The following is an 18,536-nucleotide window of genomic DNA, read 5'->3' on the forward strand; positions in this document are numbered from 1 at the left end:
GAACTATTCTACTGCAGATGCTCCAGCGGGTTCGGCACCTCAAGCGATCCGCCCAGGCGCGGTTGCCACAGCGCCTTGCCGGCCGGCGGCGGCGCCTTGCCGACGTGGCGGTTGTAGATGGTCGTCACCTCGCGGCTGCCCACCGGCTCCTGCTCGACACCGGTCCGTTTGGCGATGCCGGACGGGTCCGCCGAACCGGCCACGGTGAACGCCACCAGCGTGTCCAGACGCGGATCGCGCACGTCCAGAATCGAGGCCATCATCACCAGCGGCGTGGCCGCGTACACCTGGTAGTGCAGCGCCTTGCCGGCCCGCTCCATTTCGGCCGGCAGCGCCCCATCCGCCTCCATCTGTCCCAGCGCGTGCTGCAGCACCTTGCGGCCCCAGTCCAGATAGCGCGCCTCGCCGGTGACGCCGCCCACCGCCGTCACTGCCACGCCTTCCCAGTAGTAGTGGTTGTTGCGCGTGCCGGTCTTGGCGTCCGAGTGCGCCATGGTGGCGTCCGCCAGCGCCTTGAACCAGCCCTCGATGACAACGCGTTGCGCCGGCGTCGCCTGCGGCTGCACGCGCGCGTAGTTGAGCGCCATGCCGCTCAGCGTCCACTTGCGCACGTAATACGCCTGCTCGCTGGACATCTTGCCCAGCATGGCTTTCTGCTCGCCCCAGCTGGCCAGCCAGGTCAGCGCGCAGGCGGCGTCGCGGCCGTTGGCGTCCTGCGCCACGTGCGACAGGAAGTCCTCGATCGGCTTGGTATTGGCGATGTTCTGCGCCCGCTTCACCGGATCGATCACCGAATGGTGCTTGTCCGAGTAGTAGCTGTTGGCTTCAATGTCGCTGCGCGCCGGCGGCGGCGCGTCGCAGGCCTGGGCCAGCGGGACCGCCAGCGCCAGCAATAACGGTATCCATGATTTCATGATGCTCCTGTCAGAAAGTAGTGCTCAGCTTGATCTGGTAAGTACGCCCATCCACGTCCAGCCGACGCGGCTTCAGGTACGATACCTCGTATTCCTCGCGCACCGCATTGGTCATATTGAAGGCGTCGAAGGAAATCTTGATGTTGTTGGTGAAGGTGTAGCTGGCCGACATGTCCAGCTGGCCGCGCGCCTTGACCGAGCGCGCCGCGCCGTTGAAGGTGCCGCCGGCCGCCAGATCGTAATCGTCGCGGTAGTTGTACACCGCGCGCACGCCCCAGGCCTTGGTCTCATAGTAGGCGATCAGGTTGTAATTGTTGCGCGACACGCCGGGCAGCGTCGCCGCCGAGCCATCATCGTTCTTGCCCTTGATGGTGGTGTAGGCGTAGTTGAAGGCGCCGCCCAGGTTGTTCCACGGCGCCGGCAGCCAGTCCAGGTTCTGCTGCACGTTGAATTCCACGCCCTGCACCTTGATCTTCTGCTGGTTGGTCTGGCCGGTGATGACCACGCGCGCCGGCTGCAGCGACGGCGCCTCCGCCGTGCCGACGTTGACCAGGATGTCGCTCAGGCAGTTGCTGCCGACGATGCTCAGGTGGCCCAGTCCCAGCGCCGTGGCGTCAGCCGGGCACAGGCGGTTGACGTCGCGCACCGGACCGACCAGGCCCTTGACGTCTTTCTGGAACACGGTCAGCGCCACCAGCCCGTTCGGCCGGTTGTACCACTCCAGCGCCAGGTCGAAGGAATTGGCGGTGTACGGCTTCAGGTCGGCGCTGCCCAGCACCACGTTGTAGGTCGGCGTGGCGGTGCCGGTGGCCGGCTCGGTCACCACCGTGGACGGCGTGATGTCGCGCGGCTGCGGCCGCACGAAGGTACGGTAGGCGGCGCCGCGCAGCGCCAGCTTGTCGCTCAGGTCGGCCTTGGCCACCAGCGACGGCAGGAAGTTGCGATAGCTCTGTTCGAACGTGCGCGGCGTCTTGGTGGTGACCACCTTGGTGCCGCCGGGGATGGCGACGGTGAGGTTGCTGGTGTCCACCGAGTCCACGGTTTCGCGCGTGCTTTCGTAGCGCGCGCCCAGATTGCCCTTGAGCGGCACGCCCCACACGCTGGTGCCCCAGATGCTCGACACGTAGCCGGAGGCGATCTTGTTGCGCACCGCAAAGTTATACGACGAAAAGCCCGGATCGGCGTCGTTGTTGACCAGGCCGTATGGCGTCAACGTCTGGCCTGGCAGCACCGTCACCGGCTTGACCGCGTTCAGCACGGCCGGAATGTCCACCGCCACCCAGTTCTTGGTGTAGCCCGGAATGTAGCCGCCGCCAAAGGTGTCCAGGTAAGGATTGGCGATCGCCAGCGAGGGCTGGATGGCGGCGAAGTTGATGCCCTGCGCGGTGTTGCGCGTGCCGCTCGACACGAAGTCGTTCGTCTCGGCGCGCAAGCCAGCCTTGACCGACTTGAAGAAGCCGTCCTCGAAGCTGCGCTCGGCGAAGGCCTGCACCGCGTCCACCGAGGTCAGCGCGCGGCCGTTGGTGCCGGTGACGCCAAAGCGGTCGTTGCCGTTGTTGCGCGCCTGCGTGACCGAGGTACCGGGGCGCTGGTCGTAAGGCCCCGGATTGATGTGGCTGGTGGTCGGCGTGAACAGCGTTAGCACTGACTGCGCCAGGTCGGTGCCGCCCGAGTAGTAGTGACCGTAGGTGCCGTTGGAGCCCGGCAGCGTGCGCGCCGATTGCACAATGTCGATCGACAACTGGTCCTGGCGGTTTTCCGCGCGCGAGCTGTGCACGGCGCCGTTGAAGTGCCATTCGTCGTTTTCCCAGTCGACGTCCGCCGTCAGGCCGTGCGTGCGCTGGCGTTGCGGCGCCGAGCGCAGCGAGTCGGTGATGCTGGCGTTGGCGTAATCGTAGGAATTGATCATCGCCTGCTTGCCGGTCGGCGTGTCGATGGTGAAGATCGGCCCGAGGTTGGTGATCGGCGAATTGGCGGTCGGATCGATATAGTTCAGGTACTGGTTGGACGAGCCCAGCTTGCGATCGCTGTAATAGCCGGTCAGGTTGAAGCGCGTTTCGCCGTTCATGCGCCAGCCGACGCCGGCGGCGGCGCTGTGCGTGTCGCCGGTATTGGCGGTGACGGTCTGGCGGATCTGGCCGGGGAACAGGATGCCCTTGGCATAGTCCGCCTTCGGATAGCGCGCGTCGAACTGCGCCTGCGTGATGCCGAGGTTGGCGGCGGCCAGCTGATCGTAATCCTGCACCTGCGTCGAGTCGCGGCGGAAGTCTTCCTTCTTGTACGCGTAGACGCCGAACACCGCCAGGTCCTTGCCGAAGTGCTTGTTCCACGAGGCGCTGGCGTTCGGCGTGCTCAGGCGGCCCAGCTCGTCGTACTCGTCGCCGATGGAAATGCTGCCGCCGTCCTTGCGCGCCAGCGCCGAGGTGATGCGCAAATCGATGTTGCCGCTCAGGCCGCCCGGCTGCTCGGCCGCCGTCGGGCTTTTCAGCACGGTGATGGCGCTGAAGATGTCCGAGTTGAAGGCGCCCAGCGGCGTCGAGCCGTTCAGCACCGGCTGCGCGAACGACATGCCGTTGATGGTCGTCAGCGCGAAGGTGCCGGGCAGGCCGCGCAGGTTGATGGTGGCGTTGCGCGAGCCGGCCTCGCGGTTCAGCTGCACGCCGGGGATGCGCTGGATCGCCTCGCCCACGTTCAGGTCCGGGAAGCGGCCCAGGCCGTCGGAGGAAATGCTGTCGGTGATTTCCAGCGTGTCGCGCTTCATGTTGACGGCGTCGGCGTAGGATTTGCGGATGCCGGACACCACCACGGTGTTGGCGTCGGCGGGCGCTGCATCCTGGGCCCAGGCATTGCTCAGGCACAGCAAGGCAATGGCCGCGCTGAGCGGCCGGATGGTCAGCTTGTTCATGTGGTGTCTCTCTTTATCGTTATTTGGAAAACGTTTAACTATTACAATTAAATCATTTCCGCTTCAAGAGCACTACATGGATCTACGGCATGTTGCGTTAACGCCAACGCAGCTTGCGCATTTTTAGGAAATCGTTTATCAAGCCAGGGGCAAAAAAGGGCGCCCTCATGCGCCCTTTCGTTGCGGCTGCGGCCGGTTATCAGGCGGCGGCAGCGGGTTCGAAGCTGTCGGGGATGTGTTTGATCGCGTCGCGATCATGGCCCTGCACCTTGGCTTTGTATTTCATGACCTGCCGATCCAGCTTGTCGATCAGGGTGTCGATGGCGGCGTACAGGTCTTGCGACAGGCTCTCCACGTACACGGTCTTGCCGGACATGCGCAGGTTGATTTCAGCCTTCTGGCGTTTCTCTTTCTCTTTAAGGTTATCTACGGTCAGGATGACAGCAATATCAATCACTTGATCAAAGTGGCGGATGACCCGTTCCAGCTTGTTCTGCACGTATTCGCGAATCGCTGCGGTCACTTCGAGATGATGTCCACTGATGGTGAGATTCATACACACTCCTAAAGATAAGTCGCTTCTGACGGTTAGTGCGGTGCCCATTGCGGCCGGGCGCGCAGGAACCAAGTAACTACAAAGACTTGCGGAGGCTGACTGGCGGAATCTTGAGGGCTTCGCGATATTTGGCAACAGTCCGTCGCGCAATCACCATGCCCTGTTCTCCCAGCATGTCCGCAATCTTACTGTCGGATAAAGGATTTTTCGGGTCTTCAGCTCCTGTGAGTTGCACTATCAAGGCACGTATCGCCGTCGAACTTGCTTCCCCGCCAGCTTCGGTGGCGACATGGCTACCAAAGAAATATTTCAACTCAAACATGCCGTGCGGGGTCAGCATATATTTTTGAGTTGTTACGCGAGAAATTGTGCTCTCGTGTAAACCCAGTGTATCAGCAATTTCGCGAAGCACAAGGGGCCGCATGGCTACCGCGCCGTGCGAGAAAAAGTTCTTTTGTCGTTCTACTATCGCCTGCGCCACGCGCAAAATGGTGTCGAAGCGCTGGCGCATATTCTTGATCAGCCACTTGGCTTCCTGCAGTTGCGCGCCCATCGCGCCCTCGCCCTTGCCCTGCTTGAGCAGGTTGGCGTACATGGCGTTGACGCGCAGGCGCGGCATGACGTCGTTGTTGAGGCTGACCTGCCAGCCATTGCGCGACTTCTTGACGATCACATCCGGCACCACGTAGTCCGACACGTCCGACGCGAAGGCCGCGCCCGGATGCGGATTGCACTGGCGGATCACGGCCTGCGCCTCGCGCAAATCCTCGTCATCGCACACCAGGGCTTTTTTAAGCTTGTTGAAATCGCGCTGCGCGAACCAGGCCAGGTGGTGTTCAACGATGGCCAGCGCCATGCGCCGCGTCACCAGCGGCACGCCGGGCAGGCGGCGGATCTGGATCGCCAGGCACTCGGCGGCATTGCGCGCGCCCACGCCCACCGGGTCGAAGCTTTGCAGCAGCTTCAGGGCCGTCTGCAATTCTTCGATTTCCACATCGAGCTCCGCCGGCAGGCGCGCGTGGATCTCTTGCAGCGATTCCTCCAGGTAGCCGTTCTCGTCGAGCGCGTCGATGATCAGTTCCACCAGCGCGCGGTCGCGCGTTTCCAGCACCGTCACGCGCATCTGTTCCATCAGATGGTCGCGCAGTGTGCAGTGGTGCGCCTCCAGCTGCGGGCGCGCTTCCTCGTCGTCGTTGTTCTTGCTGCGGCCCGAATCGCCCCAGTCGATGTCGGCGTCGGGCGTGGTGCTGTCGGTGTCGGCGGCGGGCGCGTCGTAGCTGTCGGCCTCGGCGGCGGGCGCCTCGGCGGCAGGGCCTTCGGCCGGCGCTTCCCCGGCCGGCGCCTGCTGGCTGATGGCGCCGTCCGCCAGCAGGCGCAGCGAATGATCCAGCGGATCGTCGAGACGCTCCAGCAGGGGGTTATCAATCAGCAGCTGTTCCAGTTCCTGATGCAGCTCCAGCGTCGACAGTTGCAGCAGCCGGATCGACTGCTGCAGTTGTGGCGTCAACGCGAGATGCTGCGACGTGCGCAGTTGCAAAGACTGTTTCATGTAAGGCTTACATACGGAAGTGTTCACCCAGGTAAACGCGACGCACCGATTCGTTGGCGATGATGTCGTCCGGACGGCCTGATGCCAGCACCGAGCCCTGGTTGATAATGTAGGCGCGGTCGCAGATGCCCAGCGTCTCGCGCACATTGTGATCGGTAATGAGGACGCCGATATTGCGTTCCTTGAGGAAGCGCACGATGCGCTGGATCTCAATCACGGCAATCGGGTCGACCCCGGCGAATGGTTCGTCGAGCAGCACGAAGCGCGGGTTGGTGGCCAGCGCGCGGGCGATCTCCACGCGGCGGCGTTCGCCGCCGGAGAGCGACAGCGCCTGGTTCTCGCGCAGCTTCTCGATTTGCAAATCGGCCAGCAGGGTGTTCAGCCGTTCTTCTATGTCAGCCTTGGATAAAGGCTTGCCGTCCACTTTTTGAATTTCGAGGACGGCGCGGATATTTTCTTCCACCGTCAGCTTGCGGAACACCGACGCTTCCTGCGGCAGGTACGACAGGCCCAGCGAGGCGCGGCGGTGGATCGGCAGCGACGAGATGTCGGTGCCGCTGATGTCGATGCTGCCGGCGTCCGACGGCACCAGGCCAACGATCATGTAAAACGAGGTGGTCTTGCCGGCGCCGTTGGGCCCCAGCAGGCCGACCACTTCGCCGCACTCGACCTGCAACGACACGTCATGCACCACCTGGCGCTTGCCGTAGGTCTTCTGCAAGCCTTTGACGATCAGGGTGCTACCGCAGGATGGCTCCATCTTATTTCCCCGGTGCTGGCTGGGTGGTCGGGACCGGCGCCGGCGCGGCCTGCTTGTTGGATGGCTGGATCACCATCGTGCTCTGGCCGCCGCCGACCTTGCTGTCGCCGCTGGACGTGTTCTTCACCGCGAACATTTCCTTGCGGCTGTCGTAGGAAATGAATTCGCCATCGACCTGGCTGGCCACCTTGGCTGCCTCCAGCTTCTTGATCTGGGCCTTGGAAAACAGCTTGACCAGCTCGGTCTTGCCGTCGTATTCGATGCGGTCGGCCTTGCCCTCGACCCACTGGTCGCCCGGGCCGTCCAGCTTCTGGCGGAAGTTGGCCTGCACCCCGGCGCCGCTGGTCAGCACCACGTACTGGTAGCCCTCCGGGTCCTCGGTGACCACCGCCTTCGGCGACTTCATCAGCAAGGTGCCGCGGGTCAGCACGACATTGCCGGTGAAGGTCTTGATCTGCTTGACGTCATCGGCGTCCAGCTGGTCGAAGGTGATCTGGGTCGGCTTGCTGGAGTCGGCTTTTTCGGCGTGGGCCGCGCCGGCGGCGGCCAGCAGCAGCGTGGCGGCCAGCATCAGTTTGTTCATCTTGAATGCGTTCATGTTTCTCGTTCCTTCAATGTGCCGCGCGCGGCGGCAGCGTAATTGTTCCGCGGCCGCCCAGCGTGATCTGGCGGGTGGCGTTGTTGGCCGTCATGCCGGTGCCGGTGGCGGTCGAGCGGCCGGACAGCATGTCCACCTTGGCGGTGGTTTCCATCCGTTCCTCGTCCGGGTACACCGTCAGCGTGCTGGTCTTCAGGCGCAGTTCCTGCGCCTGTTTGGTGGCGGGCCGCACCACATCGACGTTGCCGGTCAGCTTGACGCGCGTATTGCCCTGGTCGATAAACCCGGTGTCCGCGTGGATATTCATCGGCGGCTGTTCGCCGCCCAGGCTGTGCACGTACGGCTTGTCGATCAGCGACGAATCATCGGTGGGATGGTGGGTCAGCTTGTCGCCGGACACGATGTACGACGGCTGGCCCTTGTCATTCATGCGCACCAGGCTGAAGCGGTCGATGATGTAGTCCGGCTCGTCGCGGAACTTGTCGGCCTGCGCCTGCTGGCCGGCCTGGTCCACCACCTGCACCAGCCAGAAGCTGCCGACGGCCACGAACACGCCGACCATCATGATCAACGTCAGTTGCCAGCGGTGGGCTGTTCTTTTACGCATGACTGAAATCCTCGTTCAAACCAGGAATTGTGCCATCACGCGCGCGTAGCTGCCTTGCGCATGCATCAGCAGTTCGCACACTTCCCGCACAGCGCCCTTGCCGCCGTAGGCCACGGTGGTGTGGTGCGCCAGCTCCAGTACTTCCTTGCGGCCGTTCGGCACCGCCACCGCAAAGCCGACCCGCTTGAGGATCGGCAAATCGACCACGTCGTCGCCGATGAAGCCGACCTGCTCGGCTGTCAGGCCGGTCTTTTCCAGCAGCGCGTTGAACGGCGTCAGCTTGTCGTGGCCGCCCTGGTGCAGATGGCTGATGCCCAGGTCGGCCGCGCGGCGTATCACCTGCGGCGACGTGCGCGCGCTGATGATGGCGGTCTGGATGCCGGCTTCCTGGATCAGCTTGATGCCCAGGCCGTCCTGCACGTTGAACGTCTTCAGCGCCTCGCCGTCGGCGCCGTAGTGCAGGCTGCCGTCGGTCAGCACGCCGTCGACGTCGAAAATCATCAGCTTGACGCGCGCCGCGCGTTCCAGGTACGTCATGCTCATCAGATCACCTTGGCGCGGGTCAGGTCGTGGATGTGCAGCGCGCCCACCAGCTTGCCGTCGGCGTCGGTCACCAGCATCTGGTTGATGCGGAACTGCTCCATCACGGCCACCGCGTCCACCGCCATTTTCTCAGGCGAGATGGTGCGCGGGTTGGCGTGCATCACATCGCCGATGATTACCTTGCTGAAGTCCTGCACTTTTTCGATCATGCGGCGCAGGTCGCCGTCGGTGAACACGCCGATCGGCTTGTGGTCGGCGTCGACGATGGCGGTCATGCCCATGCCCTTCTGGGTGATTTCCAGCAAGGCGTCGGTCAGCTTGACGTCGGCGCTGACGCTCGGCACGGCGTCGCCGCTGCGCATCACGTCCTTGACGTGGGTCAGCAGGCGGCGGCCCAGCGCGCCGCCGGGATGCGAGCGGGCGAAATCTTCTTCCTTGAAACCGCGCAGGTCCAGCAGCGCCACGGCCAGCGCGTCGCCCAGCGCCAGCGTGACGGTGGTCGAGGTGGTCGGCGCCAAATTCATCGGGCAGGCTTCCTTGGCCACGGCCACGTTCAGGTGAACGTCGGCGATGGTGGCCAGGCTGGAGCCCGGCTTGCCGGTGATGGCGATGACCTTGCTGCCCATGCGCTTGACGACCGGCAGGATGGTCATCAGCTCCGAGCTTTCGCCGGAATACGAAATGGCAATAAACGCGTCATCGGCAGTCACCATGCCGAGGTCGCCGTGCGCGGCTTCGGCCGGGTGCACGAACAGCGCCGGCGTGCCGGTCGAGGCCAGCGTGGCGGCGATCTTGCGGCCGATGTGGCCGGACTTGCCGATGCCCGACACCACCACGCGGCCGGTGCAGTTGAGCAGCAGGGAAATGGCTTGCACCACGCTGTCGTCGTCCGCCAGGCGGGCATTCAGCGCATTGATGGCGTCCGCTTCGTTTTGCAGCGTGTCTTGGGCAAGCCGCAGTGCCGTTTTTGCATCAAAAACTTTCAGCATTGTTTTTTCATGGGTTACACTCATGCCCAAGTATAGCCGAATTGGGAAAGCAAAAAACTTGCCAGTCACAACATAACGCGCCAAAGCGCACCGCAAACAACGAACTTCACTCACTGGCGCCGTTGAAATGACGTTTTCACCCCTCGAATTAACATTGTTGCTGCTGGGAAGCGCCGTGCTCGGCGTGGTGGCGTTCCGCATGCTGCATTTGCCGCCGATGCTGGGCTACCTGACGGTCGGCATCCTGATCGGCCCCCACGCGCTCGGCCTGGCCGAGCAGAGCGAAACCACGCATGGCCTGGCCGAGTTCGGCGTGGTGTTCCTGATGTTCTCCATTGGCCTGGAATTCTCGCTGCCCAAGCTGAAGGCCATGCGCAGCATCGTGTTCGGGCTGGGCATGGCGCAGGTGGTGCTGACCATCATCGCCACCATGATCTTTGGCTGGACGCTGGCCACCCAGTTGCCGCCCAATCTGCACATCAGCTGGCAGGCCTCGTTTGCGCTGGGCGGCGCGCTGGCCATGTCCTCCACCGCCATCGTCTCCAAGATGCTGACCGAGCGGCTGGAGCTGGAAAGCGAACATGGCCGCAAGATCATCGGCATCCTGCTGTTCCAGGACCTGGCGGTGGTGCCGCTGCTGATCCTGATCCCGTCGCTGGGCGAGCGGCCCGAGGCGCTGGCCGAGACGCTGGCCTGGGCCAGCCTGAAGGCGGTGGTGGTGCTGGCCCTGCTGTTCGTGGTCGGCCACAAGGTCACGCGCCGCTGGTTCACCATCGTGGTCAAGCGCCAGTCGCAGGAATTGTTCATGCTGAACCTGCTGCTGGTGACCTTGAGCGCGGCCTGGATCACCGAGCGCGCCGGTCTGTCGCTGGCGCTCGGCGCGTTCGTGGCCGGCATGCTGATTTCCGAAACCGAGTTCAAGCATCAGGTGGAAGAGGACATCAAGCCGTTCCGCGATGTGCTGCTGGGCCTGTTCTTCATCACCATCGGCATGCTGCTCAACCTGCGCATGGTGCTGGACAACTGGTGGCTGGTGCTGTTGCTGCTGTGCGCGCCGGTGCTGCTGAAGTTTGCGCTGATCGCCGGCCTGGCCAAGGTGTTCGGCTCGTCGGATGGCGTGTCGATGCGGGTCGGCCTGGCGCTGGCGCAGGCGGGCGAGTTCGGCTTCGTGCTGCTCAACCTGGCGGCCGATCATCATCTGATGGAGTCCTACCTGGTGCAGGTGGTGCTGGCGTCGATGGTGCTGTCGATGCTGCTGGCGCCGTTCATCATCGCGCAGTCGGACAAGATCGTGATGAAGTTCTCCAGCAACGAGTGGATGATGCAGTCGCTGCAATTGACCAAGATCGCCAGCCGCGCGATGTCGACCAACAAGCACGTGATCGTGTGCGGCTTCGGCCGCAGCGGCCAGCGCCTGGCCACCTTGCTGGCCGAGGAAAAGATCGATTACCACGCGCTGGACATGGACCCGGAGCGGGTGCAGGAGGCGCAGACGGCCGGCGCGCAGGTATCGTACGGCGATGCCGGGCGGCGCGAGAGCCTGGTGGCGGCCGGCATCTACCGCGCCAGCGCGGTGGTGATTTCGTATGCGGACACGGCGTCGGCGCTGCGCGTGCTGCGCCAGGTGAACGAGCTGACGCCGGCCATGCCGGTCATCGTGCGCTCGTATGACGATACCGATCTGGACCGGCTGAAGGCGGCCGGCGCGGCCGAGGTGGTGCCGGAGATCATGGAGGGCAGCCTGATGCTGGCCTCGCACGCGCTGGTGATGCTGGGCGTGCCGCTGCGGCGCGTGGTGCACCGGGTGCAGGCGGCGCGCGAGGAGCGGTATGCGTCCTTGCGCGGGTACTTCCCGGGCATGACGGATGTGGAGGAGGAGACCGATCCCGAGCGGCTGCACACGGTCACGCTGACCGGCGGCGCCGGCAGCGTGGGGCGGTCGCTAGGGTCGCTGGATCTGGACGGGGCCGAGGTGGCCAGCATCCGCCGCGGCAAGGGCGGCGTGGAAGTGGCGCCGGAGACGGTGCTGCAGGCCGGCGACGTGGTGGTGCTGCGCGGCGCGGCCGACGCGGTCAACCGCGCCGAGCAGCGGCTGTTACGCTGACGCTCAACCCCGCAGGGCCACAAAGGGGTCTGACCCCGTACGGGGTCAGACCCCGGCGGCGGCGCGCCGGTTGGGGGTGAAAGCAAGCGACCAAGTTGGCGCCAACGCCGCGTTGTTCCGCATGCTGTCACCCCGACAGTCACGCTACCGGGTTGGCGCCGGCCTGGCATCAATCTTCACGCGGAACAAGCCATACGTTTTCTCGCGCAAGTCCCTGCCGCCATGGAAGCCGGCCTGCCGGTGCAGCTGGTTGGCCGTGAAGTACAAATACCCGTCCGGCCCGATCGACAGGGTATCCGGCCACAACAACCGCCCATCGCTGGCCAGCGTGCTCCAGCTGCCGTCCGGCGCGCGCTTGCGGATGCTGTTGTGCTCGTAATCGCTGGCATACACCGCGCCATCCGCATCCGCCTCCAGCCCGTCCGACGCGCCCTTCTCGCCCAGATCCTTGACCGCCGCCGCCAGTTGCGCCTCGCTCACCGCCGGATCGCGCAGCAAGGCGGTCGGCACCGCATACAGATGCCGGCTGGACAGCGCGCTGTAATACAGGGTCTTGCCGTCCGCCGACAAGGCGATGCCATCCGACGCCACCGTGAACGGCTGCGTGCTGCCATCCGCATTGCGCACCTGCATGCTCTCGCCCTCCACCACCGGCACAAACGCCGGGTCCGGCGACGTCGACGCATGCCCGCTCAAGCGCCGCAGCGCCTTGCCGCTGGCCAGGTCCAGCACGATGATGGCGCCCGGCCCGCTCAGCGACGAGTCGGTCACATACGCGGTGCCGGTGCGGAAATCAAAACGCACGTCATTGACATAGGTGGTCGGCAAGATCACGTTGGACGGAAACACCACCGTCCGCGCCACCTGGTTGGTCTTCAGGTCCACCGCCACCAGCTTGGGGCCGCCTGGCTTGGGCGCCGCGAAGCCCGGCGCCGCCGTGTCCAGCACCCACAGCTTGCCCTGGCCATCGGCCACCACGCTCTGCACGCTGAGGAAGTCGCGGTTGGCCTCGGCGCTCGGATAGGCGACCACGCGGCCATCGCGGATCTCGCCGACGCCGAACGGCACCTCATCGCCCCACTGCGGGAAATTGACGAAGATGCGGCCGGTCTCGGAGACGCTGACGCCGGTCGGCATGGCGCCGGTGAACGCGAACACGCGCTCGGCGTGGCCGATCGGCCGTTGCTGCGGCACCGGCTCGGCGGCGTGGACATGGAGGGAAAAAGCCAGCGCAACAGCGGCGGCAAGGCGGAGGGGGTTCATGGCATGCCTTTCAAGAAGTGAAGTTGCAGCCATGTTATTGCCTGGGTTAATGCAGATAAAGCACCCGCATGCATTAACTCTTTCAACGAAATCCAGAAAATCGCCTAGGCGGCGCGGTAGCTGACCACCCGGTTGCGGCCGCCTTCCTTGGCGTCGTACAGCAAGCCGTCGGCGCGTTCGATCAGGTTGCGGCCGATGGCCTCGGGCTCGCCGTCGGCCGTGCCCACCTCCAGGCAGGCGACGCCGATCGACACCGTGACCGACAACTGCAATTCCGGCGACAGCGCGATCATGCTGCCGGCCACGCTGGCGCGGATGCGCTCGGCCACGAAGGCCGCGCTTTCCAGGTTGGCGTCGATCAGCAGCACGACGAATTCCTCGCCGCCGAAGCGCGCCAGCGCGTCCGACGCGCGCAGCTCGTTCTTGATGCGCGCCGCCACCTCGCGCAGCACTTCGTCGCCGCCGCCGTGGCCGACGGTGTCGTTGACGCGCTTGAAGTGGTCGATGTCGATGTACATGAAAGAAATCGGATACTGCTGGCGGCGCGCGCGGGCGATCTCTTCCAGCAGGCGGCGGTCGATATAGCGGCGGTTGTAGACGCCGGTCAGCGAGTCGGTCAGGCCGATGTACTTCAGCATCTCGTTGCTGATGACGTTTTCCAGGCAGATGGCGATGATGGACGCCATGTGCTCGATGAAGTCGGTGCCCAGGCTGGGCGTGAAGCGGGTCGGATCGCAGCTGCCCAGGTTAAGGCTGCCGATGATGCGCTTGTTGCGCAGCAGCGGCACCAGCGCCACGCTCTGCAGCCCGGCCGGGGCGTGGGGGAAGGACGGCGCGTGGCGCAGCTTGTCGTACATGCCCAGCAGCGGCTTGGGCGTCGGCGAATAGGCGCTGCGGCGGCCGAGGTCGAAGCCCAGCTCGTCCAGCCCCTCGACGAAGATCAGGTCGGGGAAGTCCTCGAACACCACGTCCAGCTTCAGCATCACGGTGCGGATGTCGGCGTCCTCGTCGACCAGCGTCAGCGTCACGCTGTCGAGCTCGGAGATGACGGGCAGTACGCGGAAGATGGTGCCGATCAGCTCGGGGAAGTTGCTGGCGCCGACGATCTCCAGGTCGAACGCCTGGTGCCGCGTCATGATCGAATGGTTGCGCTCGGCCTGCTCCAGCAGGTAGGCCATGCGGGCACGCAGAGCCCGGTTTTCGGCCGCCAGATCATGCGCCGTGGCGGCGTGATCGTTCTGGGGCGGAAGTTTTCCGGTGGCGGTCTGCGTCATGAGTGGCCTTTCGTGCGTACTCCGTCACCTTACGCCAAGTTGCGCCGCTTGGGAATGCTTTGGCGTGTCAAAACGCCAAGGGAACTTCAATTTCTTGTCCGACGCGCACAACTTGATCCTCTCCGGCAATCAAAATGGCATTCATGCCGAAGCACAGCGCGCCTTCCACCTCGGGCTTGGCGCGGTAGCTTTGCATGATGTCCATCGGATCGGGGCCGATCTGGCCGGTGGCCTGGTCGATCGACGGCATCGGGCAACGCGGACAGGGCTTGACCGGCTTCAGCGTCACCGCGCCGATCTGGTAGCTGTCGGCGTAGTCCTCCTCGAAGGCCTCGATGCCGTCGATGACCAGGTTGGGACGGAAACGGTTCATCGGCAGCGCCTGGCGGCCGGCCGCCACCAGTTTCTGGTTCAGGTCGTCCAGCGAGGCGGTGCTGGCCACCAGCACCGGGTAGCCGTCGGAAAACATGGTGCTGGCCTGGACGCCGCCGGTCCACTTGGTGCTGACCGGGCGCTCGGCGTGGGCGTGGAAGCGCACCAGGCGGCACGGCACGCCGATAAATTTGCTGAACCATTCGGCGGTCAGCCCGTCGCAGTCGTAGGCCAGCACGTGGTCGTCCCAGATGTGCGTGGTCAGCGCCGGCGCGGTGGCCGGGTCCGGCAGGCCGAGCGGGATTTCCAGCCGCAGCATGCCGGGCGCGTGGACTTCCAGCGTGGCGGCCTTCAGCGTGGGCTGGATCAGCGCCATGCGCGGATGCTCACGCTGGGTCAGGCAGGCGCCGTTGGCGTCCACCACCATCCATTCGCGATCGTAGATCTGCTCGGTCATCAGGCCGAGCGTGGTCAGCGTAACCTGCTGCAGTGACAGGCCGGCGCAGGACTTGATCGGATATAGCGTGATGGCGGACAGCGTCGGCATCGGCTTACTCCTCGCTGACCGGCGTCGCTTTAGGCGGACGCGGCGCGCGTGGCGCGGCCGGCTTGCGCGGCGTGTTTGCCGCGGCCGGCTTGCGTGGCGGGTTTGCCGGGACCGGCTCGGCGGCTGGCTTGGTGGCCGGCCTGGCCTTGGGCTTGCCTTTGGCGGCGGCCTTGGCTGGCTTGGCCGACTTGGCAGCGCCCGCGTCCGCAGCGGCCGACGCCTCTGCGGCCGGCGCGGCGCCGGCAGCGCCAGCAACGGCCCGCACCTCGACGCCAGGCGCGGCGGCTGGCGCAAGCGGCGCGACGTCTGCGGCGGCCGTGGTATCGCCGTCCGCCGCCTGGCCCTTCTTGGCAGCCGTCTTCAGCTTGCGCGCAGGCGGCTTGGTGCCATTCTTTTTCCTGGCCGGCGCCGCAGCGCTCGCGGCCGACGCGGCTGCTTCCACCGGCAACTCGACGGCCGGCTCCAGCACGACCGGCGCAGCGTTGACCGGCGCGTTATCCGCCAGCGCAGCGTTGACCGGCGCGTTATCCGCCAGCGCAACGTCAACCGGCGCGACCTCAGCCAGTTCATCGGCAACCACCTGCTCGCCCGCCGCATCGGATGCGGACTGCGCCGGGCGCTGCTGCTGCGCCAGACGCTGTGCCTGACGCTCGGCAAACCGCTCCGCCGCCGTACGGCCACGATTGCGGCTGCGGCGCGACTCCTGCTGTCCACCTTCCGGCGCGGCCACCGGCGCCACGCCCTCCACGCCCACCGGCGCCTCGCTGACCGGCTGCGGCACACCGCTGCCACGATACACATACGCGCCCGACTTCTCGTCGCGGCCAAACTCCAGGTGGCCGCGCGCCTTGCACTCCTCGATCAGATTGCCGAAGGTGCGGAAACCGTAGTACGACTCGCTGAAATCCGGCTTGCGGCGCTTGATCGCCTCCTTCAGCACCGAGGCCCAGATCTTGCCGCTGTCGCCGCGCTCCAGCACCAGCGCCTCGAAGGTATTGACGGCGATCTCCACCGCCTGGTTGCGGCGCTTCTCCATCTCCTCGCGGCGCGCGCGTTCCTCCTCCGGCGTGCGCTTGACCTGCGTCTTGTTGTCGGCACTGGCCTCGCGCTTGACGCGGCGGCTCTCGCGCACCAGGTCATCGTAGAAGATGAACTCGTCGCAATTGGCCACCAGCAGATCGGACGTCGACTGCTTGACGCCGACGCCGATCACCTTCTTGGCGTTCTCGCGCAGCTTGGACACCAGCGGCGAAAAATCGGAATCGCCGGAAATGATGACGAAGGTGTCCACGTGCGACTTGGTGTAGCACAGGTCCAGCGCGTCCACCACCATGCGGATGTCGGCCGAATTCTTGCCCGACTGGCGCACGTGCGGAATCTCGATCAGCTCGAAGTTAGCCTCGTGCATCGACGCCTTGAAGGACTTGTAGCGGTCCCAGTCGCAATAAGCTTTCTTGACCACGATGCTGCCCTTGAGCAGCAGGCGCTCCAGCACCGGCTTGATATCGAACTTGTCGTAGTTAGCGTCACGCACGCCGAGCGCCACGTTCTCAAAATCGCAGAACAGCGCCATGCTGACGTTTTCGTTGGAAGAAGCCATGAAGAGTATTTTCTATGTAGAGGTAAGGCAGGCAATCCGGCGATTATACCTTGCCGCGCGGCGCCGCCCGCGCCCGCCTTGCAGCCGGGGCTCATACCAAAGTATCAGGCACCGTACCGACGTATGATTTCGCCAATAACCCTGATGGACTACGCTGGGATCTGCCATCTCGGCGTTGTCGGCACGGCCGGCAACATTCACGTAGCGCAACCTGGAAGGATGTCCATCATGAAACGCCGCATGTTTACCTCCGCCCTTGCCGCCAGCGCGGCAACCCTGCTGGTGTCCGTCACCAGCTTCGCCCAGACCACGCCGGTGCAGAAAGCCAGCACGGTCGCCCACAACGTCGTGCTGGTGCACGGGTTGTACGCCGATGCCTCCAGTTGGTCCGAGGTGATCCCGCTGCTGCAGAAAGCCGGCCTGCACGTGACCGCCGTGCAAAATCCGCTGACCTCGCTGGCCGACGACGCCGAGGCCACGCGCCGCATCCTGGCGCTGCAGGACGGCCCCACCGTGCTGGTGGCGCACTCCTACGGCGGCATGGTGATCAGCCAGGCCGGCATCGATCCCAAGGTGACGGCGCTGGTCTACGTGGCGGCACGCGGCCCCGACGCCGGCGAAGACTACGGCGCGCTGGCCGCGCGCTTCCCGGCCGCGCCCGCCAGCGCCGGCCTGATCAAAACGCCCGACGGCTTTGCCCAACTCAGCGAAAAAGCCTTCCTCAACGATTTCGGCGGCGACCTGCCCACCGCCCGCGCGCTGAGCCTGTACGCGGTGCAAGGCCAGGCCTCGCAATCGATCTTCTCGGCCCGCACCACCCAGGCCGCGTGGCGCGTCAAGCCGACGTGGTACGCGGTGTCGACCCAGGACCGCACCATCAACCCCGACCTGCAACGCTTCATGGCAAAGCGCATGGGCGCCCAGACCATCGAACTGGACTCCAGCCACCTGTCGCTGATTTCGCATCCGCAGGAAGTCGCCAACCTGATCCTCAAAGCCGCCGGCATGTAAGGCCAACCTCACCTCAAGGAACGCATCATGCTACAAGGCTTTCACTATCCGCGTACTCCGGGCGGCATCGCCTCGCTGAACCAGGCGCCGCCGTGGCACTACTCGTCCGACTTCCTGGCCATCGAATTCTGGGCCGATCCGGCGCAGGTGGCCGCCCTGCTGCCGCCGGGCCTGGCGCCCGACACGCAAGCCAACGGGCGCGCGGTCGGCTACTTCTACGACTGGCAGTTCACCGGCGAGCACGACGAATTCCTCGACCCGGCGCGCTACCAGTACCGCGAGTTTTTCATCCTGGTCGACGCCCTGCTGGATGGCCAGCCGGTGTCCTACTGCCCCTACATCTTCGTCGACAACGACGCCGCGCTGGCGCGCGGCTGGTCGCAAGGCTATCCGAAACGGCTGGGCCAGGTATTCCAGACGCGCCTGCACGCCGCGCCCAGCAAGGCGGCGCCGCAACTGGTGGCGGGCGCGCGCTTCGCCGGCAGCATGAGCGCCAACGGGCAGCGCCTGGCCGAAGGCGTGGTGACGCTGGCGCAGGAGTTGACCAATCCGGCGGCGCTGGAGCAGCGCCCGGTGGTCAACCTGCTGTACACGCCGCGCCTGGCGGCCGGCCAGCATGATCAGCCGGCGGTGAATGAACTGGTGATGAATGTGCCGCGCGATGTCCACATCGCGCAGGCCTGGGTCGGCCAGGGCACGCTGCGCCTGCCAGCGGCGGCGGGCGAGGAAATGTCGGCGCTGGCGCCGCTGCGTTGCGGCACCGGCATCCGCGCTTCGATGTCGTACATCGTCGACGACCTGCGCACGGTCAAGCCGCTGAAACCCACGGCCTGAAACAACCAGGCCCGCAGTGGCGGAATACCGTTCAGTCAGCGTTTGATCTGTCATTCCGGCGCAGGCCGGAATCCATACGCCGCATGTGTCATGGCTTGCAAGCGTTCTAT

Annotated in this window: 16 protein-coding genes; 3 read left to right on the forward strand and 13 right to left on the reverse strand. The window is 65.1% G+C overall.

The features are described 5' to 3' along the window. Positions 1 to 8 precede the first annotated feature (8 nt). The 9 genes from FHW58_RS23520 to FHW58_RS23560 all read right to left on the reverse strand — a co-directional run bounded on the left by FHW58_RS23520 (position 9) and on the right by FHW58_RS23560 (position 9,421). Positions 9 to 914 carry an alginate lyase family protein gene (locus tag FHW58_RS23520; protein WP_179675614.1) on the reverse strand — a complete coding sequence of 302 codons (906 nt, stop codon included), beginning with the start codon at positions 912 to 914 and terminating at the stop codon, positions 9 to 11. 10 nt (positions 915 to 924) lie between these two features. Continuing rightward, positions 925 to 3,819 carry a TonB-dependent receptor gene (locus FHW58_RS23525; protein ID WP_179675615.1) on the reverse strand — a complete coding sequence of 965 codons (2,895 nt, stop codon included), beginning with the start codon at positions 3,817 to 3,819 and terminating at the stop codon, positions 925 to 927. A gap of 199 nt (positions 3,820 to 4,018) precedes the next feature. Continuing rightward, a complete protein-coding gene (hpf, locus tag FHW58_RS23530) occupies positions 4,019 to 4,375 on the reverse strand; it encodes a ribosome hibernation-promoting factor, HPF/YfiA family (RefSeq protein ID WP_179675616.1) in 357 nt (118 codons plus the stop codon). A gap of 76 nt (positions 4,376 to 4,451) precedes the next feature. Next, positions 4,452 to 5,924 carry an RNA polymerase factor sigma-54 gene (locus FHW58_RS23535; RefSeq protein WP_179675617.1) on the reverse strand — a complete coding sequence of 491 codons (1,473 nt, stop codon included), beginning with the start codon at positions 5,922 to 5,924 and terminating at the stop codon, positions 4,452 to 4,454. A 7-nt stretch (positions 5,925 to 5,931) separates the two neighbouring features. Beyond that, entirely contained in the window at positions 5,932 to 6,684 is a 753-nt protein-coding gene (gene lptB, locus FHW58_RS23540; protein WP_179675618.1) for an LPS export ABC transporter ATP-binding protein, read from the reverse strand. Position 6,685: 1 nt separating this feature from the next. Next, the gene (gene lptA, locus FHW58_RS23545; protein ID WP_308937282.1) at positions 6,686 to 7,282 is read right to left on the reverse strand and encodes a lipopolysaccharide transport periplasmic protein LptA; all 597 of its coding nucleotides are present in this window, start codon (positions 7,280 to 7,282) and stop codon (positions 6,686 to 6,688) included. A 13-nt stretch (positions 7,283 to 7,295) separates the two neighbouring features. After that, a complete protein-coding gene (gene lptC / locus FHW58_RS23550) occupies positions 7,296 to 7,889 on the reverse strand; it encodes an LPS export ABC transporter periplasmic protein LptC (RefSeq protein WP_179675619.1) in 594 nt (197 codons plus the stop codon). Between the two features lie 15 nt (positions 7,890 to 7,904). Continuing rightward, on the reverse strand, positions 7,905 to 8,432 hold the full coding sequence (locus FHW58_RS23555) for an HAD family hydrolase (RefSeq protein WP_179675620.1): 528 nt from the start codon (positions 8,430 to 8,432) through the stop codon (positions 7,905 to 7,907). Beyond that, entirely contained in the window at positions 8,432 to 9,421 is a 990-nt protein-coding gene (locus tag FHW58_RS23560) for an SIS domain-containing protein (RefSeq protein ID WP_179675621.1), read from the reverse strand. The genes FHW58_RS23555 and FHW58_RS23560 overlap by 1 nt, the downstream gene beginning before the upstream one ends. 127 nt (positions 9,422 to 9,548) lie before the next feature. Between FHW58_RS23560 and FHW58_RS23565 the strand changes: the two genes are divergently transcribed. Further along, positions 9,549 to 11,525: a monovalent cation:proton antiporter family protein gene (locus FHW58_RS23565; RefSeq protein WP_179675622.1), complete on the forward strand. Its 1,977-nt coding sequence runs from the start codon at positions 9,549 to 9,551 to the stop codon at positions 11,523 to 11,525. Positions 11,526 to 11,669: 144 nt separating this feature from the next. Here the strand turns inward: FHW58_RS23565 and FHW58_RS23570 are convergent, their stop codons facing one another. The 4 genes from FHW58_RS23570 to FHW58_RS23585 all read right to left on the reverse strand — a co-directional run bounded on the left by FHW58_RS23570 (position 11,670) and on the right by FHW58_RS23585 (position 16,581). Continuing rightward, positions 11,670 to 12,788 (reverse strand): major royal jelly family protein, encoded by a 1,119-nt coding sequence (locus tag FHW58_RS23570; RefSeq protein WP_229265473.1) that lies wholly within the window; start codon positions 12,786 to 12,788, stop codon positions 11,670 to 11,672. 104 nt (positions 12,789 to 12,892) lie between these two features. Continuing rightward, positions 12,893 to 14,062, reverse strand: a complete 1,170-nt coding sequence (locus FHW58_RS23575; RefSeq protein WP_179675624.1) for a diguanylate cyclase — start codon at positions 14,060 to 14,062, stop codon at positions 12,893 to 12,895. 67 nt (positions 14,063 to 14,129) lie between these two features. Next, positions 14,130 to 14,981, reverse strand: coding sequence for an MOSC domain-containing protein (locus FHW58_RS23580; RefSeq protein ID WP_179675625.1), 852 nt, complete (start codon positions 14,979 to 14,981; stop codon positions 14,130 to 14,132). 4 nt (positions 14,982 to 14,985) lie between these two features. Beyond that, positions 14,986 to 16,581, reverse strand: coding sequence for an NYN domain-containing protein (locus tag FHW58_RS23585; protein ID WP_179675626.1), 1,596 nt, complete (start codon positions 16,579 to 16,581; stop codon positions 14,986 to 14,988). 240 nt (positions 16,582 to 16,821) lie between these two features. On the opposite strand from FHW58_RS23585, the gene FHW58_RS23590 reads away from it, so the two are divergent. Continuing rightward, complete coding sequence (locus FHW58_RS23590) at positions 16,822 to 17,592, forward strand: alpha/beta fold hydrolase (protein WP_179675627.1); 771 nt, start codon at positions 16,822 to 16,824, stop codon at positions 17,590 to 17,592. Positions 17,593 to 17,619: 27 nt separating this feature from the next. Continuing rightward, positions 17,620 to 18,426 carry an acetoacetate decarboxylase family protein gene (locus FHW58_RS23595; RefSeq protein WP_179675628.1) on the forward strand — a complete coding sequence of 269 codons (807 nt, stop codon included), beginning with the start codon at positions 17,620 to 17,622 and terminating at the stop codon, positions 18,424 to 18,426. The last annotated feature ends 110 nt before the right edge of the window (positions 18,427 to 18,536 follow it).

It is taken from the genome of Duganella sp. 1224, assembly GCF_013408245.1.
In the GTDB taxonomy this organism is placed as follows: domain Bacteria; phylum Pseudomonadota; class Gammaproteobacteria; order Burkholderiales; family Burkholderiaceae_D; genus Rugamonas.

Bases quoted from the DNA above. Each gene is read 5' to 3' on its own strand.
- hpf (WP_179675616.1), bottom strand. From the start codon at position 4,375: ATGAATCTCACCATCAGTGGACATCATCTCGAAGTGACCGCAGCGATT.
- FHW58_RS23565 (WP_179675622.1), top strand. From the start codon at position 9,549: ATGACGTTTTCACCCCTCGAATTAACATTGTTGCTGCTGGGAAGCGCC.
- lptA (WP_308937282.1), bottom strand. From the start codon at position 7,282: ATGAACGCATTCAAGATGAACAAACTGATGCTGGCCGCCACGCTGCTG.
- FHW58_RS23590 (WP_179675627.1), top strand. From the start codon at position 16,822: ATGTTTACCTCCGCCCTTGCCGCCAGCGCGGCAACCCTGCTGGTGTCC.
- FHW58_RS23535 (WP_179675617.1), bottom strand. From the start codon at position 5,924: ATGAAACAGTCTTTGCAACTGCGCACGTCGCAGCATCTCGCGTTGACG.
- FHW58_RS23555 (WP_179675620.1), bottom strand. From the start codon at position 8,432: ATGAGCATGACGTACCTGGAACGCGCGGCGCGCGTCAAGCTGATGATT.
- FHW58_RS23520 (WP_179675614.1), bottom strand. From the start codon at position 914: ATGAAATCATGGATACCGTTATTGCTGGCGCTGGCGGTCCCGCTGGCC.
- FHW58_RS23580 (WP_179675625.1), bottom strand. From the start codon at position 14,981: ATGCCGACGCTGTCCGCCATCACGCTATATCCGATCAAGTCCTGCGCC.
- FHW58_RS23595 (WP_179675628.1), top strand. From the start codon at position 17,620: ATGCTACAAGGCTTTCACTATCCGCGTACTCCGGGCGGCATCGCCTCG.
- FHW58_RS23575 (WP_179675624.1), bottom strand. From the start codon at position 14,062: ATGACGCAGACCGCCACCGGAAAACTTCCGCCCCAGAACGATCACGCC.
- FHW58_RS23560 (WP_179675621.1), bottom strand. From the start codon at position 9,421: ATGCTGAAAGTTTTTGATGCAAAAACGGCACTGCGGCTTGCCCAAGAC.
- lptB (WP_179675618.1), bottom strand. From the start codon at position 6,684: ATGGAGCCATCCTGCGGTAGCACCCTGATCGTCAAAGGCTTGCAGAAG.
- FHW58_RS23570 (WP_229265473.1), bottom strand. From the start codon at position 12,788: ATGAACCCCCTCCGCCTTGCCGCCGCTGTTGCGCTGGCTTTTTCCCTC.
- FHW58_RS23585 (WP_179675626.1), bottom strand. From the start codon at position 16,581: ATGGCTTCTTCCAACGAAAACGTCAGCATGGCGCTGTTCTGCGATTTT.
- FHW58_RS23525 (WP_179675615.1), bottom strand. From the start codon at position 3,819: ATGAACAAGCTGACCATCCGGCCGCTCAGCGCGGCCATTGCCTTGCTG.
- lptC (WP_179675619.1), bottom strand. From the start codon at position 7,889: ATGCGTAAAAGAACAGCCCACCGCTGGCAACTGACGTTGATCATGATG.